Genomic DNA, 23,038 nt, shown 5'->3' on the forward strand with positions numbered 1-23,038 from the left:
CGTGAGGCCAAAAAGAACCGGAAGCGCTTACTTTGTAGCGCAGCCCGCCCTCAAACCTCAGTAGTGTTCGTTGCCGTCCGTGTCAGCGTCGCTGGCCCTTCCGGCGCCCCGCTGCGGTGTGTGCCGCTTCGGTGAGGGGGTTTCTACGCATAGGGACCGGGGTCCGCAACAGGTTTTTTCATCTGATCGTCACTTTTTTCTCGATACCCTTATTTTCTTGGTCAAAAAAGCGGCGAAAAGCAAAGTGGATGGGCTCGGGGCCGATGGGCAGACACGGAATCGCTCGATACTGCCCCGGGGTCACCCGATTCCGTTTCGCGCAAATCACCCGAAATCGCCCTGATGACCGGGTGAATCGCCCCCTTCTCTCCGGTGAATCGCCTCCCCTGCCCTCACACCTCCCGGGAATCGCGAACGCCGCCCCCAGAGGAGCGGCGTTCGGCAGTGTCGAAGAGGGGCGAGGTCACGCGCGCAGAATTCTCCCGCGCGCCTTCCAGATCGCGGGGATCAACATCGCCGCGTAGATCACCGCCAGGATCACCATCAGCAGCCAGATCCGCGTGAAGACCATCCCCACCGCGATGACCGTGCCGATCAGCAGCACGCCCACCGCGCGACGCGGAATGCGCATCGCTTTGGGCGAGAAGGTCTTGATCCGCGAAATCATCAGCAGACCGACAAAGCCCAGCCAGACCGCCACGACCACCGGCACCGCGCGCGCATCACCCAGTTCAGCGAAACTGACGAACATCGGCAATAGGGCGAGCCCCGCCCCTGCGGGTGCGGGCACCCCCGTGAAGTGGCGCATCGACTCGGGCTCGGCGCGCATCACGTTGAACCGCGCAAGGCGCAGACAGGCAGCACCGGTATAGACCAGCACGAAGACCCAGCCGAAGGCGTGCGTCTCCCCCAGGGCGAAGCGGTAGAGCAGAAGACCGGGCGCCACGCCGAAGCAGAGGAAGTCTGACAGGCTGTCGAGTTCTGCCCCGAAATCCGAGGACGCGTTGAGCCGCCGCGCGAGCAGCCCGTCCATCCCGTCGATCAGCGCCGCGAGTAGGATCAGCACCACCGCGCTCTCGAACCGGTCATCCATCGCGAAACGGATCGAGGTCAGCCCCAGCCCCATCCCGGCAATCGTGACGAGGTTCGGCACCAGTTGCAGAAACGGCAACCGGTCCTTTTCATGCGGGTCGAGTTCGTGGTCTTTCATCGCGCCCTCCTCGAGCCTCTCTTACCGAATGCCGCCGGAGCGCGCTTGTTCCGTGCTTTCGAGATCGGCAATTACGGTTTCGCCCGCGACCATGTTCTGGCCGATGCAGACGAGCGGGTTCACCCCTTCGGGCAGGTAGATGTCGAGACGCGAGCCGAACCGGATCAGACCGAAGCGCTCGCCGGTCATCAGACTCTGACCTTCCTTCGACCAGCACAGGATGCGCCGGGCGACGAGCCCTGCGATCTGCACCACCCCGTATTGGCGGCCATCGGGCAGCGTCACCGCAAGCCCGTTGCGCTCATTGTCCGAGCTCGCCTTGTCGAGCGAGGCATTGAGGAATTTGCCGGGACGATAGGCCACCTTCGAGATCCGGCCCGCGCAGGGCAGCCGGTTCACGTGGCAGTTGAAGACCGACATGAAGACCGAGACGCGGGTCATCGGCTTGTCGCCGAGGCCCAGCTCCGCCGGCGGCACAGCCGGCTCCAGCAGAGAGACCACGCCATCGGCGGGCGAGACCATCAGCCCCTCGCGGGTGGGCGTCACCCGCGGCGGATCGCGGAAGAAGTAATAGCACCAGACGGTCAGCCCGACCCCGATCCAGCCCAGAGGCTCCCAGATCAGGAACAGGATGAACGTGATGCCCGCGAAGATGGCGACGAATTTGCGCCCTTCGGGATGCATCGGTTTGACGAAGGTGGAGAGCATGGAGACGGACATACGGGCCTCTTGAACTGTTTGCCCGTGCTTACCCCAGTTGCGCGGCGATGGAAACGGGGCGGGGAATTGGCACTGTGGGCGAGCTTATGCCCGACTCTTTATGTCGGATTGACATTTCCGACAAAACTACTCACCTATAGGCGGACAGGAATCCCCCCTCCCCGGAAACAGGGCGCACGACTATGATCATCTGCCATTGTCAGACCATCACCGATCGCGACATCCACGCCGCGATCGACTGGATGCGGGCCTCGGACCCCAGCACGATCATCACGCCGGGCAAGATCTATCACGCGCTCGGGAAGCGGGCCGATTGCGGTGGATGCATGCCGCTCTTTCTTTCCACGATGCGGAAGAATACCAATTTGAAAGTGCCGGTCGAACTGACCGGGCTGAGACAGGCACCAATGGAAGGAAGACGACATGAAGGGCGACGCTAAGGTCATCGACTATCTCAACGCAGCTCTGCGCAGCGAATTGACGGCCGTTTCGCAATACTGGCTGCACTTCCGGATGCAGGAGGATTGGGGCCTTGCCGCGATGGCGAAGAAATCGCGCGAGGAATCCATTGAGGAGATGCACCACGCCGACAAGCTGATCGCGCGCATCCTGTTCCTCGAAGGCCATCCGAACCTGCAAAAACTCGACCCGCTGCGCATCGGCGAAGGCCCACGCGAGACGCTCGAATGCGATCTGGCGGGCGAGCATGACGCGCTGACCCTCTATCGCGAGGCGCGCGACCATTGCGAAAGCGTGCGCGATTACGTCTCGAAGGATCTGTTCGAGGAACTGATCGCGGATGAGGAAGGCCATGTCGATTTCCTCGAGACGCAGCTCGATCTCTACGACCGCGTGGGCGCGCAGAATTACGCCCTGCTCAACGCCGCCAAGATGGACGAGGCGGAGTAAACCCTGCCCCTCGCAGGTCGAAGATGCTCGAAGGCGCTCCGAACGGGGCGCCTTCTTCTTTTTGCGGGCAAAAGATCGGGGGCGCCGTCCCCGCTTCGGCTTCGCCGAATTCGCCCCCGGGATATTTGACGCAGTTGGAAGTCAGAGCCCGCGCGGCCCTTCCAACTGCCCAAAATATCCCGGGGGAGGCGCGGCACGCGCCGGGGGCGGAGCCCCAAACGAAAAGCGGCCCCCGAATGGGAGCCGCTTTCCAAATCGTATCTCGCGAAGTTTAGCGCTTCGAGAACTGGAAGCTACGACGGGCTTTCGCACGACCGTATTTCTTACGTTCCACAACGCGCGAGTCGCGGGTCAGGAAGCCTGCGGCTTTCAGAGCCGGACGCAGCGAGGGATCGTAGAGCTGCAGCGCTTTCGAGATGCCGTGCTTGACTGCACCGGCCTGGCCCGAGAGGCCGCCGCCTGCGACGGTCGCGTAGACGTCGAACTGGCCGTCCACGTTCGCCACGCCGAAGGGCTGGTTTACGATCAGCTGAAGCACGGGACGCGCGAAGTACTTGTCCATCGCCTTGCCGTTCACTTCGACCTTGCCGGTGCCCGGCTTAACCCAGACGCGGGCGACCGCGTCTTTACGCTTGCCGGTGGCATAGGAGCGGCCTTGCGCGTCGCGCACGGGCTCACGGGGCGTGGAGGTTTCGGTTTCGGTGGCGCCAGCGTTGTCCGAGCCGGTCACGACCGATTTCAGATCGTCGAGGGTCTTGATATCGTCGGCCATGATCAGCTCCGGGTGTTCTTCTTGTTCATCGACTTGACGTCGAGAACTTCAGGCTGTTGCGCTTCGTGCGGATGCTCGGCACCAGCGTAGACACGCAGGTTCGCCATCTGCGCACGACCCAGACGGTTGCGCGAGATCATGCGCTCGACCGCCTTCATAACCACGCGCTCGGGATGCGCGCCCTCGAGGATCTGACGCGCGGTGCGCGACTTGATCCCACCGGGGTGGTTGGTGTGCCAGTAGTAGGTCTTGTCGTCACGCTTCTTGCCGGTCATCTGCACCTTGTCGGCGTTGATGACGATGACGTTGTCGCCCATGTCCATGTGCGGCGTGAAGGTGGCCTTGTGCTTGCCACGCAGACGCATTGCGACGATCGACGCGAGACGGCCCAGCACGACGCCTTCAGCGTCGATGATGACCCATTTCTTCTCGATCTCCGCGGGTTTTGCGGTGTAGGTTTTCATCTGTGATCTGCCCTTGTGGGGTATTTCGAATTCTGATGCGGGCTTTTGCGCGATTCCGGACGCGTTTTCAAGTGGGTTGCGACGGAATTTATTTAGCAAAAACAATGCGGTAAAAATTAGGTATCAAAATACCCCATATCTCGACGCGATGTTGGGCCGGGTTGGGGGCTCTGCCCCCGGCGCATCCGCGCCTCCCCCGAGATATTTGCGTCAAGGCGAAGACGCAGGGAGCGAAGCCCCTACCCATCGCGCGCGGCGGACCTACCCCATCGCGCGCGGCGGAATCGAATAGGTCATGCTCGCGCGCGCAACGGGTCGATCGTCCCCCTCGGAATAGATCAGCGCATCGCCCACGGCGAGGACGCGGCCCAGCTTGAGTACCCGGATCTTCGCGATCAGGTCGGCCCCTGCGGCAGGCTTACGCATGAAATCCATGCTCGCATTCGTTGTCACCGCCAGCGCCACGCGCCCAATCCGGGCGAGGATCGCGATATAGATCCCGACATCGGCCAGCGCGAACATGTTCGGCCCCGAGACCGTACCGCCGGGCCGCAAATGGCGCTCTTCCACCTTCAGGCGCACCACGAGCTCGTCCTCATCGAGCGCGTCGATCGCGAAGTCGCCTTTCACCTGCGGAAACGCCTCGTCGAGAAATTCCGCGAGCTCGTCGCGATCCATTACCAGCGCCATGCGCCCTCCCCTTTTCTTGTCCCTCGCTCGCCCCTAGAGTTTCGCCAAAGAGGAGGAGTTTCAATGACCGATCTGGTGATCCGCGAGGATAAGGGCGCGGTGGCGCATCTGACGATGAACAGCCCCGGCAGCCTCAACGCGCTGTCCGATGCGATGCTGGCCGCGCTCAAGGCGCGGTTTTCCGAGCTGGCCGAGGATACAAGCATCAAGGTCGTGGTGCTGCGCGGCGCGGGTAAGGCGTTCTGCGCGGGCCACGACCTCAAGGAGATGCAGCGCGGGCGCGAAGCCGAGGATCAGGGCCGCGCCTATTTCGCAGATCTCTTCTTCCGCTGCGCCGAGGTGATGCAGATGATCCCGGCCCTGCCCCAGCCGGTGATCGCCGAGGCGCATGGCATCGCGACCGCCGCCGGTTGCCAGCTGGTCGCGTCCTGCGATCTGGCTGTTGCGGCCGAGGGCACCCGGTTCGGCGTGAACGGGGTGAATATCGGGCTCTTCTGCTCGACCCCGATGGTGGCGCTGTCGCGCAACGTGCCGCGCAAGGTGGCCTTCGAGATGCTGACCACCGGCGAGTTCATCGATGCCGCGCGCGCCCGCGAGGTCGGGCTGGTCAATCGCATCGCGCCGAATGACGAACTGGGCGCCGAGACCGAGAAACTGGCGCAGACCATCGCAGGCAAGCTGGGCGCCGCCGTGAAGATCGGCAAGCGCGCCTTCTATGATCAGGCCAATATGGACCTCGCGCAGGCCTATGAGCACACGGCCGCGGTGATGGTCGAGAACATGCTCTGGCGTGATACGAAGGAAGGCGTGCAGGCCTTCATCGAGAAGCGCAAGCCGGACTGGGCGGAGTAAACCCGCTCAGCCCACCACCATATCGTCGCGATGGATCAGCGCCGCGCGGCCGGGATAGCCGAGGATCTCCTCGATCTCGCCCGAGCGGTGCCCCGCGATCAGCCGCGCCTCGTCACCGGTATAGCGCACGAGGCCTTTGCCCAGCACCGCACGATCCGGCCCCGCAATCGTGACCGGATCGCCGCGCCCGAAGCGTCCAACAACCTTGGTGATCCCGGCGGGCAGCAGCGACTTGCCAGAACGCAGAGCGTTGGCGGCCCCCTCATCGACGAAGAGCTCGCCGCGCGGCTTCATCGCCGCTATCCAGCGTTTGCGCGCCGCCTGCGGGTCGCCCTCGGGCAGGAACCAGCTGCAGCGCCCGCCCTGCTCCAGTGCGGCAACCGGATGCTCGGCGAAGCCTTCCGCAATCGCCATCGCGCAGCCGCCCGCCACCGCAACCTTCGCGGCCAGCAGTTTCGTCTTCATCCCACCCTTCGAGAGGCCCGAGACGGGATCGCCCGCCATCGCCTCGATCTCGGGGGTGATGTGTTCGATCACCGGCAGATGCTCGGCGCTCGGGTCGGTCTTGGGGTTCGCGGTGTAAAGCCCGTCGACATCGGACAGAAGCAGCAGCTGATCCGCCCCGATCGTCACCGCGATCTGGGCGGCCAGCCGGTCATTGTCGCCGAAGCGGATCTCGTCGGTCGCGACCGTGTCGTTTTCGTTCACGATGGGCACGACGCCGAGGCTCAGCAGCGTCTCCAGCGTCGCGCGCGAATTGAGGTAGCGGCGACGGTCCGCAGTGTCTTCCAGCGTCACCAGAACCTGCGCGGTACTCACGTCATGCGGCCCCAGCACTTCCTCATAGGCCCGCGCGAGGCGGATCTGACCCACTGCCGCCGCGGCCTGACTTTGCTCCAGCGGCAGCGTTTCGCCCGCGAGACCGAGCACCCGACGCCCCAGCGCAATCGAGCCGGAGGAGACGATCACAACACCCGTGCCGCGGGCGCGCAAAGCCGCCACATCGGCGGCCAGCGAGCGCAACCAATCCGCGCGCAATCCGCTCTGATCGACAAGCAGCGCCGATCCGATCTTGATCACCAGACGCTTCGCCTGCGCCAGAGCGGGCGCGCTCACGGTTGCCATGCTCCGCCCTCGTCCTCCGGCTTCGGCTTGTCCTTGGCGATCTCCGCCCAAAGCGCGCGCAACACATCCGGCACGCCCTTTTTCGACACGCCCGACATCAGCATCACGCGTCCGCCCGACGCCTCTTCCAGCTCCGCCTTGCGCTCGGCCAGCGTCTCTTCGTCAATCGCGTCGATCTTGTTGAGCACGGTGACGCGCGGCTTCTCGGCGAGGATTTCCGAATAGGCCTCCAGCTCGCCGATGATCGTGCGCCAATCCTCGACCGGGTCCTCCGCCGTGCCATCCACCAGATGCAGCAGCACCGAGCAGCGCTCGACATGACCGAGGAACTGATCGCCCAGACCCCGCCCTTCGGAGGCGCCCTCGATCAGCCCCGGAATATCGGCCACGACGAATTCGCGCCCGTCAATGCCGACCACGCCGAGGTTCGGGACCAGCGTGGTAAAGGGGTAATCCGCAATCTTCGGCCGCGCATTCGAGGTCGCAGCCAGGAAAGTCGACTTGCCCGCATTGGGCAGCCCCAGAAGCCCCGCATCCGCGATCAGTTTCAGGCGCAGCCAGATCGTGCGCTCGACACCTTCCTGACCGGGATTCGCGCGTTGCGGCGCACGGTTGGTCGAGGATTTGAAATGCAGGTTGCCCCAGCCGCCATTGCCGCCCTTGGCGAGCAGCACGCGCTGGCCCACCTCGGTCATGTCGGCGATCAGCGTCTCCTGATCCTCGTCGAGAATCTCGGTGCCGACGGGCACTTTCAGCACGACGTCATCGCCGTCCTTGCCAGTGCATTGGCTGCCCATGCCGTGCTGGCCGGTTTTTGCGAAGAAATGCTGCTGGTAGCGGAAATCGATCAGCGTGTTGAGCCCTTCGACCGCCTCGATCCAGACCGAGCCGCCCTTGCCGCCGTCGCCGCCATCGGGACCGCCGAATTCGATATATTTCTCGCGCCGGAACGAGACGCAGCCCGCGCCGCCGCCTCCAGAGCGGATATAGACCTTGGCGAGATCGAGGAATTTCATGGTCAGGCCCCTTTCATCAAGGCGCCGGGATAGCCGTCCGAGCGCGCAGGATCAAGCGCCGCGTGGGGGCGCCGCCCCCACACCCCTGGGATATTTTCACCAAGAGGAAGGGGAATGCGCGTCGCGAGGCGGGCTTTCGCAGATCATGTCGAAGTGCCGGAGCTTTCGCCCCAATGCCCGGTTTTCCTGAAGCGACTCGCCTGTGATGCGGAATCCAAGCTTCTCGAGAACCCTGCGCGAGCGGTGATTGCCCTCGAAATAGCCCGCCGCAAGCGGCTTCGCATCCGCGGTATCGAAATGCACAGCGATGACGGCACGCCCTGCTTCGGTCGCATAACCGTGGCCCCAATGGTCTCGCCCCAACCAATAGCCGAAGGCTCCGACCTTCCCGATGAGGCCGCAAAACCCTCGGTCTCGCGTGATCCCCCAAACACGTCCGAGATGGACGCGAGCGGCAGCGACCAGCGTCTCGGCATCGGTTCTGGTGTAGGGGTACGGCATCCGCGTGAGCCAGCGCGCGACCTCGAAATCATTCGCGGCATGCGTGATCGCATCGACATCTGCCGAAGTCAGGGGACGCAAGACAAGGCGCGGCGTTTCGATCCGGTGCATCTTCCTCTTGGCCCAAATATCCCGGGAGGGTTCGGGAGGGGTCCACGCGCGCGGTCTGCGTTACATTTTGCGCAGATAGGTCCAGGTCGGAACATGGCGACCGCGCGCGAGCGACCAGCTTTCCGCATCGCCCAGATACTCGAAGCCGCAATTGGTCAGGACACGAGCCGAGCCCGGATTGTCCTGAAACACCTCGGCAAAAAGCGTGCGCGCGTCTTGCGGGTTCGCTTCGATGATCGCCGCGACCGCTTCGGAGGCAAGGCCCGTATTCCAGAACCCCGGTCCAACCCAATAGCCGATCTCGGACTGATCGTCGTCGAGACGGGTCAGCGAGACGACACCCAGAAGCTCGCCCATGCCATGACGCGAGCCGTCAATCGCCCAGACGTCTTCGACGCGGTCGTCGGCCTGTGCGCGCGTGATGAAATTCTCGGCCGTGCCGGGCGGCAGCGGATGCGGGATCGCCCGAGTGCCTTCGGCGACGCGTTTATCGCCGGAATACATCTCGATCAGACCGGCATCCGAACGGCGCAGCGGGCGCAGCACGAAGCGCTCCGTTTCGATCACGGGTTGGGTGGAAATCGTCTCCTGGTACATGGGCGCTCCTCCTCGAAACGCGGACGAACCGGCGGCTCCTCCTGCCGCGTGGTCCTAGTAAATAAATAGGACAGTAGGATGACGATACATCCCCCGACCCGGTAAATTTTCTCGCCGCGTTTGCAAACATTTGCGTGCTGCACTGCAACGAGAAAGGGGACCGGCCTTTCAGCCGATCCCCCGATTTTGTGACACGTTCGTCGGTCGGGTTACTCGGCGGCCTCCGCAGCCGGGAGGACCGATACGAAGGTGCGGCCCTTGAGGCCTTTATGGAAGGTGACGCGGCCTTCAGCCGTTGCAAAGATGGTGTGATCCTTGCCGAGGCCGACGCCCTCACCCGGCCACCACTTGGTGCCGCGCTGACGCACGATGATGTTGCCCGGGATCGCTGCCTGACCGCCGAACAGTTTCACGCCAAGACGACGACCCGCAGAGTCGCGGCCGTTACGGGATGAACCGCCTGCTTTCTTGTGTGCCATGGGTGTCTCTCCTTATTTCGCGAGCTCTTTGGCCTGCTCGACCCAGTCGGGCTTGACCTTGGTAGCATCAAAGGTTTCGGGATCGACCGAAGCGAGCTGAGCGTAGGTGGTGATGCCAGCTTCGTTCAGCTTCTTCTCGGCCGCCGGGCCGAGACCGGTGATGACCTTCAGATCGTCCGCTTCCGCGACGGCGGCATCAGCCTTCGGCGCGGCTTTCGGAGCAGCAGCGGCCTTGGCGGGCTTGGCCGGAGCGGCTTCGCCTTTGCCACCATGCGCTGCACGACGTGCGATCGCGGTGCCCACGGCTTCCTTCACGCCCGACTTGTCGCCGCCGGTGGCGAGGACGTCGGTGACGCGCAGCAGGGTCAGCTGCTGACGGTGACCACGGGTACGCTGCGACGAGTGCTTACGACGACGCTTGTGGTAGGTGATGACCTTGTCGGCCTTGATGTTGTCGATGACTTCCGCCTGCACGGCCGCACCTTCGACGAGCGGGGTGCCGAACTGGGGCTTGTCGCCGCCGACCATCAGAATCTCGTTGAACTGGACTTTATCGCCAGCTTCGGCTGCGAGCAGTTCCACGCGGAGCAGATCGCCCGCCTGAACCTTGTATTGCTTGCCGCCGGTCTTGAGGACCGCAAACATGGGTCTTTCCTTTTCTTCATCCGCGCCCTGTGGCCCCTGATCGGAGTTCGTTGGACCTGTCGGCCCGCCGTCGGACTGCGCGCTCCTCATGGGAGCGAAGTTGCAAAAACGAGGCCCGGCGGAAAGAAGCCTCTCCGCCGGGTCGGGCCGATATCGGGGATCAGCCCCCGTCTGTCAAGGAAAAACGAGGTTTTATCCGCATTCGCTCCAGCGGGCGAGCGCCTCCGCCGCAGAGATCCGCCGCCCCTGCGCGCCCGCCTGCCCCGGCGTCGCCGAGAGCCGTGGCGCGGGCGCGGGCTGAGCGATGCCGTCGAGGTCGACATACGCCTCTCTTTCGGCGTTCTGCGGATGCGCAATCGCCTCCGCGATCGACAGCACCGGCGTCGCGCAGGCATCGCTGCCCGCGAAGATCTCGGCCCAGTCATCCCGGCTGCGAGTCGCAAAGCGCTCAGCAAAAGCGTTACGCAAGGCCGGCCAATTCGCACGAGCCTCGCGCGCGGGCAAGTCTTGGGGCGCGAATCCCAGCCCCGCGATCAGTGCCGCGTAGAATTGTGGCTCGAGTGCCCCCACCGCCATATGCCCGCCGCAGGCACATTCGTAGACCGTGTAGAACGGCGCGGCCCCGTCGAGCAGATTCGCCTGCCGCCGATCCACCCACGCCCCCTGCCCGGCCATCCCGGTGATCATCGCCATCAGATGCGCCACCCCGTCGGTGATCGCACAATCGACGACTTGCCCCCGCCCGGTCTCGCGCGCCCGCCACAGCGCCGCCAGCATCCCGAAGGCCAGATATATCCCGCCACCGCCGAAATCGCCCAGAAGATTGAGCGGGATCGCAGGTGCCTCTCCACCCATCGCATGCAGCGCCCCGGTCAGAGACAGGTAATTGATGTCATGCCCGGCTGTTTGCGCAAGCGGCCCCTCCTGCCCCCAACCGGTCATCCTTCCATAGACCAGCGCCGGATGATCGGGGAAATCGTTAGGCCCCAGCCCAAGCCGCTCCATCACGCCTGGCCGCATCCCTTCGATCACCCCATCGGCGCGGGCGATCAGCGTGCGCACCGCCTCGCGCCCGGCGTCGGATTTGAGATCCAGCTCCACCACGTCGCGGCCCCGGTCGAGCACGTCGACCTCCAACCCCAACACATGGTTCTCGGCCCCGCCCGAGCCGGGCCGCGCGATGCGGATCACCTCGGCCCCGAAATCGGCCAGACACATCGCCGCAAACGGCGTCGGCCCCAGCCCGGAAATCTCGACAATGCGCAGCCCGCTGAGCGGTCCCGTCCGCTTGGCCCCCGTTCGTTTGGTCATGCGCCCCTCCTTATTGCCCCGTCAGAGGGGCTCTGCCCCGCTGGCTCCGCCAGCCCCCGGGATATTTCTGCCAATCCGAAAGAGAATGCCCTCCCCTTCGGCTTGGATCAAATATCCCCGCCGGAGGCATCCGACAGCGCCGCGTGCGAAGGGTCTAGGCGTTCTGCGCCTTCTCTTCGAGCTCGAGCCATTCGACCTCGGCCGCGTCGAGCGCCGACTGGCGGTCGCTCAGCATCTCGGTTGCTTTCGCGAATTTCACAGGCTCGCGGGTGAAGAGATCGGGATCGGCGAGCAATTCGTTGATCTTGGAAATCTCATGTTCGAGCTTTTCGATCACGCCGGGCAGCTCTTCCAGCCGGTGCTTCTCGGTAAAGCTGAGGCCGGTTTTCTTCGGTGCAGCTTTCTGGGGCGCGGCGGGTTTCGCCTCTGCCTTGGGCGCGTCCCTCTTCGGCGTGGGCTTGGCCTCCGGCGCGGCCTCGGCCTTCTGCGCCTGATAATCCGTCCAGCCGCCCGCATAGACGGTGGCGCGCCCATCGCCTTCCATCGCGATGGTCGTGCTGGCGACGCGGTCGATGAAATCGCGGTCGTGGCTGACCAGCAGCACCGTGCCGTCATATTCGCCCAGCAGATCCTGCAGCAGATCGAGCGTCTCCACGTCGAGATCGTTGGTCGGTTCGTCGAGAATCAGCAGGTTCGACAGTTTCGCCATGATCCGCGCCAGCAGGAGCCGCGCGCGTTCACCACCCGAAAGCGACCGGATCGGGCCGCGCGCCTGTTGCTCATCGAAGAGGAAGTCCTTCAGGTAGCCCACGACGTGTTTCGGCGTGCCGCGCACCATCACCTGATCGGAGCGCCCCTTCACCGCCATGTCCGGGTCGTTGACCAGCCCGTCCCACAGCGTCTGCTCGGGATTGAGCGTCGCGCGCGCCTGATCGAAGACGGCGATCTCGAGATTCGTGCCCAGCTTCACTGCGCCCTCATCGGGTTCGACCTCGCCGGTCAGCATCTTCAGAAGCGTCGTCTTGCCCACACCGTTGGGACCGACGAAAGCCACGCGATCCCCGCGCAGCACGCGCAGGTCGAAATCCTTCACGATCTGCTTGTCGCCATAGCGCTTGGACAGGCCCGTGGCCTCGATCACCCGCTTGCCCGATTGCTGGCCCGAGTCGAGCTCCATCGCAGCGACGCCCTGCCGCTTGATCTGACCCGCGCGCTCGGCGCGCAGCGCCTGCAGAGCGCGCACCCGGCCCTGATTGCGCTTGCGCCGGGCCGAGATACCCTCGACCGCCCAACGCGCCTCGGCCTTGATCTTGCGATTGAGCTTGTGGCGGGCGTCGTCTTCCTCGGCCCAAGCCTTTTCGCGCCATTCCTCGAAGGTTTCGAAGCCCTCTTCATTGCGGCGCACTTCTCCGCGGTCGATCCAGAGCGTGGCCCGGGTCAACGCGCGCAGGAAGGCGCGGTCGTGCGAGATCAGCACGAAGGCCTTGCGGGTCTCCTTCAGCTGGTTTTCCAGCCAGGCGATCGCCTCGATATCGAGATGGTTCGTCGGCTCGTCGAGCAGCATCAGCTCCGGCCCCTCGGCCAGAAGCTTCGCCAGCGCCGCGCGGCGTCGTTCGCCCCCCGAGGCGGTCTCGACCGGGGTCTCGGGTTTGAACTTCAGCCCCTCGGCGACCATCTCGACCTTATAGGCCTCGGCAGGGTCCAGTTCGGAGGCGGCAAAATCGCCCAAAGTCGCGAAGCCCGACAGGTCAGGCTCCTGCTCCATATAGCCCACGGAAATGCCCGGCGGCACGACTCGCGTCCCCGAATCCGGCTCCACCAGCCCGGCCATCACCTTCATCAAGGTGGATTTGCCCGAGCCATTTCGGCCCACCAGTGCGACTCGGTCGCCTTGCTGGACGGTGAGGGATAGACCTTCGAAAACGGGATTGCCGCCGAAGGTGAGCGAGATGTCGGAAAGCTGTAAAAGCGGTGCGCGTGCCATGCTCGCGAGCTAAGCGGGCCTTGGCGAAAGGTCAATGGGCCATGCGCGATGTAGCCCCTTTGCGCGCCCGCGCCCCCTTCCCCTTGAGACAAATATCCCCGCCGGAAGCCTTCGCCCTCTCAAGCCTCACAGCCTCCCGGCTTACTGCGCCAGCGCCCGCAAGCTGCGCCGCCGCGCCTCGGGGATCGCGGCGATCTCCAGCGCGGTGAAGACGTGACAGGTGTCGAGATCGCGGTCGATCACCGCGTGATCCGACACCCAGCCGCCCATCCCGAGATAGGAACGTAGAAGCGGCGGCAGCGCGCTGACATCGCCGGCCTCCCCCGCCAGCGCCGCAGGATAGCCCACGCGTTCGGGCGCTTTGGGACGGGGGCGCAAGGTAGCAGGGCCCAAAGCGCGGGACGCGAGATGGGCAAGACCCGCGCGATGCGTCTGCCAGTCGCTGCCCGTGAAAGAGGAGCAGCCGATCAGCAGCCCGGCCCCGCTTTCCTCGGCAATCCGCGTGATCGCGGCCCAACCCAGACGCAGCACGTCCGGGTCGCGCAGCCCCGGACGGGTGCAGAAGCGCCCCAGCTCGAGGATCGGCCCGGCCCATTTGGCGAGCGGCGCAAGATCGTAAAACTGTGCGCAATAGCCCTCGGGCAGCGCCGCCCCGTTTTCCAGCAGCAGAAGCCGCGCGGCGGCGGCGGGTCCGTGATCGTCGCAAATCAGGATGTGGCGGCAAAGCGGGTCGAAGCGGTCTGCATCGGAAGCCCCGGCCCGAAACGCATCGGCGCGCAGGCGCAGCGCCGCCTCGCGCTCATCCGGACTTTGGGCCTCGCGGACCTGATAGGCGCCTTTTGCGAAACTCAGGGACATACGACCTCGCGGGTCATGGCGGCGGCCGGCTACCGGCCGCCTCGCCGCGATCAGTTGTCGCCGAGAACCTGGCCTGCATTGATACGACCGATCGAGCCCATCAGCTGACGCAGGAAGCCGATGCCCTTGACCTTGCTCTCGGTCACGCGGCGCGACAGCGTCACGACCTGACCTTTTTCAAGCCCGAAGCGTTCGACATTGGTAACGACGCCATTGTCGTTGAACGACACGGCGACGACTTCCCGGCTGATTTCCTCAGGGGCGTGCCAGGTCACGGTTTTCCAGCGCGAACCAACGTAATACCAGCCCGAGCCTTCCAGAAGCCCGGTCGAACTGGGACGCCCGATCGCGGCGGCGACATCATCACGCGTGCTCTTGCCGACCTCGATCTGAGCGAGGTCTTGGTCAATCGGCACATAGCCGTGGTTACGGTAAATCGGAGAGCAGGCGCCCGCGAAAAGCACCACGCCGAACGCGATAAACAGCATGGCCTTGCGCATCATAGAACCGATCCCCACCTGCAACCCCCTATTGCCTCTGACACTTCGGGCTTTTAGTGACGCTTACATCATGACTGCGCCGCCCTCAAGCGCTAGAGCGCGCCGATTGGGCACTCGGGCGCATGCAAAGGGTCGCAGGACAACACCGAGCGACCCAAAACAAGGAGCCGGACATGACACAGACCCCCGTCGATCCCGACCTGCCCGCCGCCCCCGAGACGATCTGGAGCGAGCCCATGCGGCTGGCCGATCTGCCCAGCCGCAAACCCACGCGCTTCGACATCGAAGCCAAGGGAGAGCGGCTCAAGGCGATTGCAGACTGGGCAGATATTCGCGACGTCGAGGCGCTGCGCCTCAAGGGCGAGCTTGCGCCGAAGGGACGCTCGGACTGGGAATTGCGCGCGACCCTCGAGGCCCGCGTGGTTCAGGATTGTGTGATTACCCTCGCCCCGGTCACGACCGATATTCGCGAAGAGGTGGTGCGGCGTTATCTCGCCGATATGGAAATGCCGACCTCCGAAGAGGTCGAGATGCCCGAGGATGACACCGCCGAACCGCTGCCCACGACGGTGAATCTCGGCGTGGTCGCGCTCGAGGCGATGGAACTGGCCCTGCCGCTTTATCCGCGTGCAGCAGACGCGGAGCTGGAAGGCGCGCAGGTGACCGAGCCGGGCGCCGAGCCGCTCAGCGACGAACAGATGAAGCCATTTGCCAATCTGCGCGACTTGCTTGCCAAGGGCGAAAACGGTAAGGGCGACGCATAGTGGCAGACGCGGTTTCGCACCGCCCGAAACCGCTTGAAAAATGGCCGGAAAAAAGGCTTGCACGGAAAAAGAATCCGAGTATGTTCCCGGCCTCATTCGACGTTTGGCTTCGCACCCCGAGAGACGCTTTCGGCCAAGTGACGAAACCACAAGGAAAATCAGGGCTGTAACGCCGCAAACACGGGCTACTGGCCCCCGAAACCCCGAGGTTGAGACATGGCTGTCCCTCAGAATAAAGTCACGCGTTCGCGCCGTAACATGCGCCGCGCCCACGACTCGCTTACCGCTGGCAACCCGGCGGAATGCCCCAGCTGCGGCGAACTCAAGCGCCCGCACCACGTCTGCCCGTCCTGCGGTCACTACGCCGACCGTGAGGTCGTCGCTCTGACCGAAGAGGTCGATCTGGACGACGACGCGGCGTAAGCCCGTCGACCCGCGCCGCACGTCATGCAAGATACGCAGGACCAGCCGCAGACGGGATCGCAGATGAAGGCCGCAGAAATGCGAGCCGCCCAGAAGGGCAAAGCGCCGGCGAATGCCGGCGCTGTCGTTCTGTCCGTCGACGCGATGGGTGGTGATCTTGGCCCCGAGGCCACGATCGCCGGCGTCGCGAAGGCGCATCGCGCTCACCCCGATCTGCATTTCATCATCCACGGCCCGCGCGCGCAGCTCGAACCGCTGATCGCCAAGCACGATCTTGGCGACTGTGTCGATCTGCGCCACGCCGAGCGAACCGTCACGATGGAGGACAAGCCCGCGCAGGTTCTGCGCAACGGGCAGGACACCTCCATGTGGTCGGCCATCGAATCGGTGCGCGACAAGGAGGCCGATGTCGCGGTCTCCTGCGGGAACACCGGGGCGCTGATGCTGATCTCGATGATGCGGCTGCGCAAAATGCCGGGCGTGAACCGTCCGGCCATCGCCTCCTTCTGGCCCTCCCGGGGGCCTGCGGGCTGGAACGTCATGCTCGACATGGGTGCCGACGTGAAAGCCGATGCGGAGGATCTGCTTACCTACGCCCTGATGGGGACCTCCTACGCGCGCAACGCGCTGGGGCTGGAGCGTCCGCGCATCGGTCTGCTGAATATCGGCACCGAAGAGCACAAGGGCCGCCCCGAGCTCAAAGAAGCCTATGAGCTGATCAGCAACGCCCAGGAGGCGGGTCAGTTCGATTTCGCGGGATTCGTCGAGGGCAACGAGCTGGCCGGCGCACGCGCCGACGTGATCGTGACCGACGGTTTCACCGGAAATGTCGCGCTGAAGACCGGCGAGGGCACCGCGAAATTCGTGGCCGAACTGCTGCGCGAGGCGCTGACCTCTTCGGTGATGTCCAAGCTGGGGGCCCTCTTCGCGATGGGCGCGCTCAAGCGCCTGCGGCACAAGACCGATCCGCGCCGCGCCAATGGCGGCGTCTTCCTCGGCCTCAACGGCACGGTCGTGAAATCGCACGGCTCGGCGGATGCCACCAGCTTCGCCGCCGCGATCGAACTGGCCGCCCGTCTGGCACGCTCGGGCTTCGGCGCGAAGCTGGCCGCACGGGTTGCCACCACCCTTCCCGCGGGGCAGGATGAGACCAAATCCGGCGAGCCACCTGCCGCCGAGAAAAGCGAGAGCAGCCAATGACGATCAGATCCGTGGTGCGCGGCGTAGGCCATTACCTGCCCGAGCGCGTTGTCGAGAACGCCGAGTTCGAGAAAACGCTCGATACCACGGATGAATGGATTCGCGGCCGTACCGGGATCGAGCGTCGCCACATCGCCGCCGAAGGGGAATATACCTCCGATCTCGCGATCAAGGCCGCGAAAGCTGCGCTCGAAGACGCGAATATGAGCGTCGACCAGATCGATGCGATCGTCGTCGCGACCTCGACGCCCGACAGCACCTTCCCCTCCGTCGCCACGATGGTTCAGGCGGGATTGGGCTCGACCACGGGCTTTGCCTATGACGTGCAGGCCGTCTGCGCGGGCTTCATCTTCGCGCTGACCAATGCGAACGGGCTGATCCTTTCCGGGCAGGCCGAGCGCGTGCTGGTCATCGGCGCCGAGACCTTCTCGCGGATCATGGACTGGACCGACCGCGGCACCTGTGTGCTCTTCGGCGACGGCGCGGGCGCGCTGGTCCTCGAGGCCGCCGAAGGCACCGGCACGGCGAACGATCGCGGCATCCTGTCGTCTGATCTTCATTCCGACGGGCGCTACAAGGACCTGCTCTATGTCGATGGTGGCGTCTCCACCACCGGCACGGCGGGCCATCTGCGCATGCAGGGCAACGCGGTCTTCAAACATGCCGTCACCAAACTGGCCGAAACCGCGCACAAGGCGCTCGATAAGGCCGGGCTCACCGGCGAGAACGTCGACTGGATCGTGCCGCATCAGGCGAACCTGCGCATCATCTCGGCCACGGCCGAACGGATGCAGCTGCCGATGGACCGCGTGATCGTCACGGTTCAGGACCACGGCAACACCTCTGCGGCCTCGATCCCGCTGGCCCTCTCGGTCGGCAAGCAACGCGGCCAGATCAAGGAAGGCCAGGTGCTGGTCACCGAGGCGATCGGCGGCGGTCTGGCGTGGGGCTCGGTCGTCCTGCGCTGGTAAGCGCGGCCTCTCTGCATTCGTTTTACGCGTTTCCCGCGCAAACGCGCGTGAGCCCGCGCATCAACCCCGTCCGCCAAGTGCTTGATATTGACTCGGGAATTACGGTCGGTCACTGTTAGCGAAATCGTTTATCCGGGGGGATAGGATGTCGAAGACCCTGACGCGCATGGATCTGAGCGAAGCGGTGTTCCGCGAAGTCGGATTGTCGCGCAATGAATCGGCGCAGCTCGTCGAAAGCGTGCTGCAGCATATGTCCGACGCCCTCGTGGAGGGAGAGACGGTCAAGATCAGCTCTTTCGGCACCTTCTCGGTGCGCGAGAAGGCCAAGCGCATGGGCCGCAATCCCAAGACCGGCGAAGAGGTTCCGATCTCGCCGCGTCGCGTGCTGTCCTTCCGTCCCTCGCATCTGATGAAGGACCGCGTAGCGGCGGGCAACTCGAAGTAACCCGATAACAAATGACAGGTCCTACCGATGGGTAAATCCGCCGACGCGTTTCGGACGATCTCTGAGGTTTCAGACCTTCTCGACACGCCGACCCATGTTCTTCGGTTCTGGGAGAGCAAGTTCACGCAAGTGAAACCGGTCAAGCGTGCCGGCGGGCGGCGGTATTACCGGCCTGCCGATGTGGCGCTTCTGGGCGGTATCAAGCATCTCCTGCATGAAGAAGGCATGACCATCCGTGGCGTGCAGAAACTCCTGCGCGAGGAAGGCATCCGCGAAGTGGCCGCGCGTGGCGAGGTCAGCGTCGAGGACGAGCGCGAGACCAACGAGGCTACGCAGAGCACCCCGGAGCCGATTGCCCCGGTTGCCGCGCCTCAGCACAGCCCGGCCCCGCAAGAGGAGCCTCAGGCGCAGGACGCGAACCTCGGCGAGGCCGAGGCGACCGAGGCAACGCGGGAAGAAATCGCTCCGCAGGAGGAAGCCCCGCAGGAGGCAGCCTCTCTCGAGGACAGCGCGCAAGATACAGCTGAACACGAGTCCCAGACCGAGTCGCTCCCTGAGCGCCCCGAGGAACTGCTCGACCTCAGCCCCGCCGAGGACGCCCCCGTCGAGGCCCATCAGGGCGGCTCGGTGACACCCTTCCCTGCCCCATCGCAGCCTTCCTTCTTCGAAGAGCCGGAGACCGCCTCCAGCGAATCCCAGGAAGAAGACGCGTGGGATGAAGACGCAGAGGCCCCGATGGCGCTCGATGTCGAACCCGAGCCGGAGCCGATGGCCCCTGTCGTGGCGATGACGATCGATCGCGGGCCGCAGGAACGCGCCGCGAAAATCGCCGCGCGGGCCGATCTCGCACGGCTGTTACATGGGCTGCGCACGCTCGATCCGGCGCGGCTGAGCCCCGCCGATCGGGGCGATCTGCGCATGTTGCGCCTGCGTGCGCAGGCCCTTCAGGTGCGGCTCGCACAGCATGGCTCCGCGCAGGCGGAATGAGTGATCTTAACCCCGGACGAATTGGCGTGAAATTTCTCTCACTAACTGCTTGCACCCGCCGCCCGGTTCGCACTATATCCCCCTCGTCGGGCTGTGGCGCAGCCTGGTTAGCGCGTCCGTCTGGGGGACGGAAGGTCGTGAGTTCGAATCTCGCCAGCCCGACCAATTCGACAAACGCCCACCTCTTCATCGGGGTGGGCGTTCGTGTATCCGGAGGAGGGATCGGATGACCATCGGCGTGCTGCCAGACACGATGCTGCAAGACATGATCACGCGCGGTGAGATCGCCGCCGAGCCAGCCATCATTCCCGAACAGATCCAACCTGCGAGCCTCGACCTGCGGCTTGGCACCGTGGCCTACCGGCTGCGCGCCTCGTTCCTCGCGGGCAAGGGGCAGAAGGTTTCGCACCGCCTGCATGACTTCGAGATGCACCGCATGGCGCTGACCGATGACGGCGTGGTGCTGGAAAAGGGCTGCGTCTATCTCGTGCCGCTGATGGAGACCCTCGCGCTGCCCGAGGGCGTCACGGCGGTCGCCAATGCCAAAAGCTCCACCGGGCGACTCGATCTGCTGACCCGCCTGATCACCGATGACGGGACCGAGTTCGACCGAATCCCCGAAGGCTATAACGGCCCGCTCTATGCCGAGATCTGCCCGCGCAGTTTCTCGGTGCTGGTGCGACCCGGTATGCGGCTCAACCAGATCCGCTTCCGCGCCGGTCAGGCGGCGCTCAGCGATGCCGAGCTGAAGATCCTGCACCAGCAGGAGCCGCTCGTGGATGGCCCCGCGGTGATCGACGAGGGTCTGGGTTTCTCGGTCGATCTGAAGCCCGCCGAGGGCGATCTGGTGGGCTACCGCGCCAAACCCCATACCGGCGTGATCGACATCGACAAGATCGGCCATTACCCGGCCCGCGATTTCTGGGAAGAGGTGCGCGCCTCCGATGGCCGCATCATCCTCGACCCCGGCGCGTTCTATATTCTCGTGAGCCGAGAGGCCGTGACGATCCCGCCCGATCACGCCGCCGAAATGGCGCCCTACCTCGCGATGGTCGGCGAATTCCGCGTCCATTATGCGGGCTTCTTCGATCCCGGCTTCGGACATGGCGCTGCTGGCGGCACCGGCTCGCGCGGGGTGCTGGAGGTGCGCTGCCACGAGGCCCCCTTCGCGCTCGAGCACGGGCAGGTCGTGGGGCGCCTCGTCTATGAGCGCATGGCCGAGGAGCCGCGCCAGCTTTACGGCAAGGACATCGCCTCGAACTATCAGGGACAAGGCCTGAAGCTCGCCAAGCATTTCCGTATGGGGTGAGCCGGGAAAAGCGTCCTTCCAGTGGAAGAACGCCCGGCGAACGCCCGAAGCGCAAGCGAAGGGCCGGGGCAGCGTCTCTGTAGCGACTGAGGGTCGCGCCCGAGCCTCGGGTGGGCGCTTGTCGCACTTTGTGGCTTGGCACTTTATCTCGCAAGTCCGCAGGTCGGTCGTGCCCGCGCTGACACCGCCAATGCGCCCTCCCGTGGGGAGGGTCGGGCGCGGCCCGGGGATGGTCGCCCCGCTCCCTCAGACAGGCACCACCGCCCTACCCCGCCTGCTGCGTCACGTCGTGGCCGTAGATCCAATCGAACCGCCCCACCAGCCGCTCCGGCGTGAAGCGCGAGGCAGCACGCAGCGCGAGATGACCAAAGGTGCGCGGCGCCCCCGAGAGATGATAGTTCCGCGCGTTCTTGTTCGCAGCAGTCACGATCTGATCGCAGCGATCCCAGCGCGCGTTCTGATAGGCGGCGAAGGCCACATCGTCGGTCTCGTAATTGGCAAGCGCCTCGGCGAGAACCCAGGCATCCTCCATCGCCATCACCGCCCCCTGCGCGAGGAAAGGCAGCGTCGGATGCGCGGCGTCGCCCAGAATCGCGACACCGGGCGCGAACCAGCGTTCGGCCACGGGGTGACGGAACAGACCCCAGAGGTTCACCTTCTCGACCTGATCGAGCCAACCGCGCACGGTCGGGCAAAAATCGTCGAAGGCGGTGCGCAGATTGATCGGATCATCCTCGAGCGCCCAGCTTTCCTCGACCCAGCGATGCCGCTCCTCGACGGCCACGACATTTCGCAGCCCCCGGCCCAGCGGATAGCTCACCAGATGCTTGCCCGCGCCCATGAAAACCTGCGCGATCTTCGGCTCGGCATCGTCGCACGGCACCAGTGCGCGCCACGCCACCTGATGGGTGAAGAAGGGCGCCACCCGCCCGTTGAGCGCCTCGCGCGTCTTCGAATTGAGCCCATCCGCGCCAATCAGAAGGTCGGTCTCGATCTCGGCGCCCTGCTTGGTGTGCAGCACCGGGTGCGCCCCTGACAGGTCTACCCGCTCGATCTGCTGCAGCAGGCGGATTTTCACCCCCGCCTCGCGCGCCCCATCGGCCAGCAACTCGATCAGCCGGGCGCGATGGACGAAGTGGTAATCCGCGTCGGGACGGAGCCGCGCCATGTCCAGCTTGGCCACCTGGCTCCCGGTCTCGCCATCGATGAGCCGCACCGCCTCGGCGCGCGGCCCCGCCGCCTCCAGCGCCTTACCCAGCCCCAGAGCGCGCAGCACCGCCGCCCCGTTGGGCGAGACCTGCAGCCCGGCGCCGACTTCGCGGATCGCCTCGGCCTGTTCGAGCACCTCGACATCCGCGCCGCGCATCGCCAGAGCCCGCGCCACGGTCAGCCCCGCGATCCCCGCACCCAGAACCGTAACCTTGCGCCCGATCAGCATGGGACCTCCTTCAAAAGCGAACACCGGCACCTTGGCGGCGCCGGTGTCGAAATGTTTTGCGCGCCTTCCCGCCCGAAGGCAACGCGCGTTTTGTGCATCCCCACACGCAGTCCGCGCAGGCGATCAGTCGTCGCGATGCACCCGTTCGCGGCGCTCGTGTTTTTCCTGCGCTTCCAGCGTCATCGTCGCGATCGGACGCGCATCGAGACGCTTGAGCGAGATCGGCTCCCCGGTCTTCTCGCAATAGCCGTATTCGCCATTGTCGATCCGACGCAGCGCCGAGTCGATCTTGCTGACCAGCTTGCGCTGACGGTCGCGGGTGCGCAGTTCCAGCGCACGATCGGTTTCCTCGGAGGCGCGATCGGCAATATCGGGAACGTTGCGCGCGGATTCCGCGAGACCTTCGAGCGTTTCAGCGGATTGTTCGAGAAGTTCGGCCTTCCACGCCAGAAGCTTTCTGCGGAAATACTCCAGCTGCCGGTCATTCATGAAGGGTTCATTCTCGGCCGGACGATAATCATCCGGAAGGAATACTTCAGCTCTCATACCTGCCCTCTCATACGTGCCGGGGGCGTCACCTTGATCGTCATTCGCCATCGGCCAACTCTCCTCGGGCGAGGCAATACCCCAAGAACACAGTGTTGTCACGTCCGCATTCGCCCGGACTGCGTGTTTCCTCATCAATTCTTACGCCCGGGTTGCGGCAGCATTTTGGCGCAGATAGGTTGCAAACGATTTGCGCAAGATCATTGCGCAG

At 64.8% G+C, this 23,038-nt stretch carries 27 protein-coding genes and 1 tRNA gene; 11 read left to right on the plus strand and 17 right to left on the minus strand.

Features of this window, described 5'->3' with window-relative positions:
• Positions 1-463: 463 nt before the first annotated feature.
• Positions 464-1,210, minus strand: a complete 747-nt coding sequence (gene pssA / locus BMI88_RS07120) for a CDP-diacylglycerol--serine O-phosphatidyltransferase (protein ID WP_078547361.1) — start codon at positions 1,208-1,210, stop codon at positions 464-466.
• A gap of 21 nt (positions 1,211-1,231) precedes the next feature.
• The gene (locus tag BMI88_RS07125) at positions 1,232-1,930 is read right to left on the minus strand and encodes a phosphatidylserine decarboxylase (RefSeq protein WP_078547370.1); all 699 of its coding nucleotides are present in this window, start codon (positions 1,928-1,930) and stop codon (positions 1,232-1,234) included.
• Between the two features lie 182 nt (positions 1,931-2,112).
• Between BMI88_RS07125 and BMI88_RS07130 the strand changes: the two genes are divergently transcribed.
• Entirely contained in the window at positions 2,113-2,370 is a 258-nt protein-coding gene (locus BMI88_RS07130) for a (2Fe-2S)-binding protein (RefSeq protein WP_078547388.1), read from the plus strand.
• Entirely contained in the window at positions 2,354-2,839 is a 486-nt protein-coding gene (bfr, locus tag BMI88_RS07135; protein WP_078542760.1) for a bacterioferritin, read from the plus strand. The genes BMI88_RS07130 and bfr overlap by 17 nt, the downstream gene beginning before the upstream one ends.
• 271 nt (positions 2,840-3,110) lie before the next feature.
• Here the strand turns inward: bfr and rpsI are convergent, their stop codons facing one another.
• The 3 genes from rpsI to BMI88_RS07150 all read right to left on the minus strand — a co-directional run bounded on the left by rpsI (position 3,111) and on the right by BMI88_RS07150 (position 4,765).
• Entirely contained in the window at positions 3,111-3,611 is a 501-nt protein-coding gene (gene rpsI / locus BMI88_RS07140) for a 30S ribosomal protein S9 (RefSeq protein WP_078522796.1), read from the minus strand.
• Between the two features lie 2 nt (positions 3,612-3,613).
• Positions 3,614-4,075 (minus strand): 50S ribosomal protein L13, encoded by a 462-nt coding sequence (rplM, locus tag BMI88_RS07145; protein ID WP_078522797.1) that lies wholly within the window; start codon positions 4,073-4,075, stop codon positions 3,614-3,616.
• A 261-nt stretch (positions 4,076-4,336) separates the two neighbouring features.
• Positions 4,337-4,765: a PaaI family thioesterase gene (locus BMI88_RS07150; protein WP_075775475.1), complete on the minus strand. Its 429-nt coding sequence runs from the start codon at positions 4,763-4,765 to the stop codon at positions 4,337-4,339.
• Positions 4,766-4,828: 63 nt separating this feature from the next.
• Here BMI88_RS07150 and BMI88_RS07155 point away from each other — a divergent pair, with 63 nt between their 5' ends.
• Positions 4,829-5,617, plus strand: a complete 789-nt coding sequence (locus BMI88_RS07155; protein WP_078547390.1) for an enoyl-CoA hydratase — start codon at positions 4,829-4,831, stop codon at positions 5,615-5,617.
• A 6-nt stretch (positions 5,618-5,623) separates the two neighbouring features.
• Here the strand turns inward: BMI88_RS07155 and proB are convergent, their stop codons facing one another.
• The 10 genes from proB to bamE form a co-directional block, all read right to left on the minus strand.
• Complete coding sequence (proB, locus tag BMI88_RS07160) at positions 5,624-6,742, minus strand: glutamate 5-kinase (RefSeq protein ID WP_078547392.1); 1,119 nt, start codon at positions 6,740-6,742, stop codon at positions 5,624-5,626.
• Entirely contained in the window at positions 6,730-7,758 is a 1,029-nt protein-coding gene (gene obgE / locus BMI88_RS07165; RefSeq protein ID WP_078547394.1) for a GTPase ObgE, read from the minus strand. The genes proB and obgE overlap by 13 nt, the downstream gene beginning before the upstream one ends.
• A 96-nt stretch (positions 7,759-7,854) precedes the next feature.
• Complete coding sequence (locus BMI88_RS07170; RefSeq protein WP_078547396.1) at positions 7,855-8,370, minus strand: GNAT family N-acetyltransferase; 516 nt, start codon at positions 8,368-8,370, stop codon at positions 7,855-7,857.
• A gap of 60 nt (positions 8,371-8,430) precedes the next feature.
• Positions 8,431-8,967, minus strand: a complete 537-nt coding sequence (locus BMI88_RS07175; RefSeq protein WP_078522803.1) for a GNAT family N-acetyltransferase — start codon at positions 8,965-8,967, stop codon at positions 8,431-8,433.
• Positions 8,968-9,176: 209 nt separating this feature from the next.
• Entirely contained in the window at positions 9,177-9,446 is a 270-nt protein-coding gene (gene rpmA, locus BMI88_RS07180) for a 50S ribosomal protein L27 (protein WP_075775480.1), read from the minus strand.
• Between the two features lie 12 nt (positions 9,447-9,458).
• On the minus strand, positions 9,459-10,091 hold the full coding sequence (locus BMI88_RS07185; protein ID WP_078547398.1) for a 50S ribosomal protein L21: 633 nt from the start codon (positions 10,089-10,091) through the stop codon (positions 9,459-9,461).
• A gap of 192 nt (positions 10,092-10,283) precedes the next feature.
• Positions 10,284-11,402 (minus strand): CaiB/BaiF CoA-transferase family protein, encoded by a 1,119-nt coding sequence (locus BMI88_RS07190; RefSeq protein WP_078547401.1) that lies wholly within the window; start codon positions 11,400-11,402, stop codon positions 10,284-10,286.
• Between the two features lie 154 nt (positions 11,403-11,556).
• Positions 11,557-13,386, minus strand: a complete 1,830-nt coding sequence (locus tag BMI88_RS07195; RefSeq protein WP_078547404.1) for an ATP-binding cassette domain-containing protein — start codon at positions 13,384-13,386, stop codon at positions 11,557-11,559.
• A gap of 141 nt (positions 13,387-13,527) precedes the next feature.
• On the minus strand, positions 13,528-14,244 hold the full coding sequence (locus BMI88_RS07200) for a GNAT family N-acyltransferase (protein WP_078547407.1): 717 nt from the start codon (positions 14,242-14,244) through the stop codon (positions 13,528-13,530).
• Positions 14,245-14,294: 50 nt separating this feature from the next.
• Positions 14,295-14,747: an outer membrane protein assembly factor BamE gene (bamE, locus tag BMI88_RS07205; RefSeq protein ID WP_078522808.1), complete on the minus strand. Its 453-nt coding sequence runs from the start codon at positions 14,745-14,747 to the stop codon at positions 14,295-14,297.
• A 170-nt stretch (positions 14,748-14,917) separates the two neighbouring features.
• Here bamE and BMI88_RS07210 point away from each other — a divergent pair, with 170 nt between their 5' ends.
• From BMI88_RS07210 to BMI88_RS07245, 8 genes are all read left to right on the plus strand, one after another.
• Entirely contained in the window at positions 14,918-15,508 is a 591-nt protein-coding gene (locus BMI88_RS07210; protein WP_078522809.1) for a DUF177 domain-containing protein, read from the plus strand.
• Positions 15,509-15,724: 216 nt separating this feature from the next.
• Positions 15,725-15,931: a 50S ribosomal protein L32 gene (gene rpmF, locus BMI88_RS07215; protein ID WP_078522810.1), complete on the plus strand. Its 207-nt coding sequence runs from the start codon at positions 15,725-15,727 to the stop codon at positions 15,929-15,931.
• Positions 15,932-16,009: 78 nt separating this feature from the next.
• Complete coding sequence (gene plsX / locus BMI88_RS07220) at positions 16,010-17,131, plus strand: phosphate acyltransferase PlsX (RefSeq protein ID WP_078549677.1); 1,122 nt, start codon at positions 16,010-16,012, stop codon at positions 17,129-17,131.
• Positions 17,128-18,102, plus strand: coding sequence for a beta-ketoacyl-ACP synthase III (locus BMI88_RS07225; protein ID WP_078542750.1), 975 nt, complete (start codon positions 17,128-17,130; stop codon positions 18,100-18,102). The genes plsX and BMI88_RS07225 overlap by 4 nt, the downstream gene beginning before the upstream one ends.
• 145 nt (positions 18,103-18,247) lie before the next feature.
• Entirely contained in the window at positions 18,248-18,547 is a 300-nt protein-coding gene (gene ihfA, locus BMI88_RS07230) for an integration host factor subunit alpha (protein WP_075775489.1), read from the plus strand.
• Positions 18,548-18,574: 27 nt separating this feature from the next.
• Positions 18,575-19,534, plus strand: coding sequence for a MerR family transcriptional regulator (locus BMI88_RS19860; RefSeq protein ID WP_078547409.1), 960 nt, complete (start codon positions 18,575-18,577; stop codon positions 19,532-19,534).
• Between the two features lie 87 nt (positions 19,535-19,621).
• Positions 19,622-19,699: transfer RNA gene (locus BMI88_RS07240), tRNA-Pro, on the plus strand.
• Between the two features lie 61 nt (positions 19,700-19,760).
• Positions 19,761-20,843: a 2'-deoxycytidine 5'-triphosphate deaminase gene (locus BMI88_RS07245; protein ID WP_078547412.1), complete on the plus strand. Its 1,083-nt coding sequence runs from the start codon at positions 19,761-19,763 to the stop codon at positions 20,841-20,843.
• Positions 20,844-21,108: 265 nt separating this feature from the next.
• Here BMI88_RS07245 and BMI88_RS07250 read toward each other — a convergent pair whose 3' ends face one another.
• Both BMI88_RS07250 and dksA read right to left on the minus strand, forming a co-directional pair.
• The gene (locus BMI88_RS07250) at positions 21,109-22,281 is read right to left on the minus strand and encodes an FAD-dependent monooxygenase (RefSeq protein WP_078547419.1); all 1,173 of its coding nucleotides are present in this window, start codon (positions 22,279-22,281) and stop codon (positions 21,109-21,111) included.
• A gap of 123 nt (positions 22,282-22,404) precedes the next feature.
• A complete protein-coding gene (dksA, locus tag BMI88_RS07255) occupies positions 22,405-22,827 on the minus strand; it encodes an RNA polymerase-binding protein DksA (protein WP_078522815.1) in 423 nt (140 codons plus the stop codon).
• Between the last annotated feature and the right edge of the window lie 211 nt (positions 22,828-23,038).

The organism is Thioclava sp. F36-6, assembly GCF_002020305.1.
GTDB lineage: Bacteria > Pseudomonadota > Alphaproteobacteria > Rhodobacterales > Rhodobacteraceae > Thioclava > Thioclava sediminum.

Excerpts from the sequence above, each read along its gene's own strand:
- pssA (WP_078547361.1), bottom strand. The coding sequence starts at position 1,210 with ATGAAAGACCACGAACTCGACCCGCATGAAAAGGACCGGTTGCCGTTT.
- BMI88_RS07125 (WP_078547370.1), bottom strand. The coding sequence starts at position 1,930 with ATGTCCGTCTCCATGCTCTCCACCTTCGTCAAACCGATGCATCCCGAA.
- BMI88_RS07130 (WP_078547388.1), top strand. The coding sequence starts at position 2,113 with ATGATCATCTGCCATTGTCAGACCATCACCGATCGCGACATCCACGCC.
- bfr (WP_078542760.1), top strand. The coding sequence starts at position 2,354 with ATGAAGGGCGACGCTAAGGTCATCGACTATCTCAACGCAGCTCTGCGC.
- rpsI (WP_078522796.1), bottom strand. The coding sequence starts at position 3,611 with ATGGCCGACGATATCAAGACCCTCGACGATCTGAAATCGGTCGTGACC.
- rplM (WP_078522797.1), bottom strand. The coding sequence starts at position 4,075 with ATGAAAACCTACACCGCAAAACCCGCGGAGATCGAGAAGAAATGGGTC.
- BMI88_RS07150 (WP_075775475.1), bottom strand. The coding sequence starts at position 4,765 with ATGGCGCTGGTAATGGATCGCGACGAGCTCGCGGAATTTCTCGACGAG.
- BMI88_RS07155 (WP_078547390.1), top strand. The coding sequence starts at position 4,829 with ATGACCGATCTGGTGATCCGCGAGGATAAGGGCGCGGTGGCGCATCTG.
- proB (WP_078547392.1), bottom strand. The coding sequence starts at position 6,742 with ATGGCAACCGTGAGCGCGCCCGCTCTGGCGCAGGCGAAGCGTCTGGTG.
- obgE (WP_078547394.1), bottom strand. The coding sequence starts at position 7,758 with ATGAAATTCCTCGATCTCGCCAAGGTCTATATCCGCTCTGGAGGCGGC.
- BMI88_RS07170 (WP_078547396.1), bottom strand. The coding sequence starts at position 8,370 with ATGCACCGGATCGAAACGCCGCGCCTTGTCTTGCGTCCCCTGACTTCG.
- BMI88_RS07175 (WP_078522803.1), bottom strand. The coding sequence starts at position 8,967 with ATGTACCAGGAGACGATTTCCACCCAACCCGTGATCGAAACGGAGCGC.
- rpmA (WP_075775480.1), bottom strand. The coding sequence starts at position 9,446 with ATGGCACACAAGAAAGCAGGCGGTTCATCCCGTAACGGCCGCGACTCT.
- BMI88_RS07185 (WP_078547398.1), bottom strand. The coding sequence starts at position 10,091 with ATGTTTGCGGTCCTCAAGACCGGCGGCAAGCAATACAAGGTTCAGGCG.
- BMI88_RS07190 (WP_078547401.1), bottom strand. The coding sequence starts at position 11,402 with ATGACCAAACGAACGGGGGCCAAGCGGACGGGACCGCTCAGCGGGCTG.
- BMI88_RS07195 (WP_078547404.1), bottom strand. The coding sequence starts at position 13,386 with ATGGCACGCGCACCGCTTTTACAGCTTTCCGACATCTCGCTCACCTTC.
- BMI88_RS07200 (WP_078547407.1), bottom strand. The coding sequence starts at position 14,244 with ATGTCCCTGAGTTTCGCAAAAGGCGCCTATCAGGTCCGCGAGGCCCAA.
- bamE (WP_078522808.1), bottom strand. The coding sequence starts at position 14,747 with ATGATGCGCAAGGCCATGCTGTTTATCGCGTTCGGCGTGGTGCTTTTC.
- BMI88_RS07210 (WP_078522809.1), top strand. The coding sequence starts at position 14,918 with ATGACACAGACCCCCGTCGATCCCGACCTGCCCGCCGCCCCCGAGACG.
- rpmF (WP_078522810.1), top strand. The coding sequence starts at position 15,725 with ATGGCTGTCCCTCAGAATAAAGTCACGCGTTCGCGCCGTAACATGCGC.
- plsX (WP_078549677.1), top strand. The coding sequence starts at position 16,010 with ATGCGAGCCGCCCAGAAGGGCAAAGCGCCGGCGAATGCCGGCGCTGTC.
- BMI88_RS07225 (WP_078542750.1), top strand. The coding sequence starts at position 17,128 with ATGACGATCAGATCCGTGGTGCGCGGCGTAGGCCATTACCTGCCCGAG.
- ihfA (WP_075775489.1), top strand. The coding sequence starts at position 18,248 with ATGTCGAAGACCCTGACGCGCATGGATCTGAGCGAAGCGGTGTTCCGC.
- BMI88_RS19860 (WP_078547409.1), top strand. The coding sequence starts at position 18,575 with ATGGGTAAATCCGCCGACGCGTTTCGGACGATCTCTGAGGTTTCAGAC.
- BMI88_RS07245 (WP_078547412.1), top strand. The coding sequence starts at position 19,761 with ATGACCATCGGCGTGCTGCCAGACACGATGCTGCAAGACATGATCACG.
- BMI88_RS07250 (WP_078547419.1), bottom strand. The coding sequence starts at position 22,281 with ATGCTGATCGGGCGCAAGGTTACGGTTCTGGGTGCGGGGATCGCGGGG.
- dksA (WP_078522815.1), bottom strand. The coding sequence starts at position 22,827 with ATGAGAGCTGAAGTATTCCTTCCGGATGATTATCGTCCGGCCGAGAAT.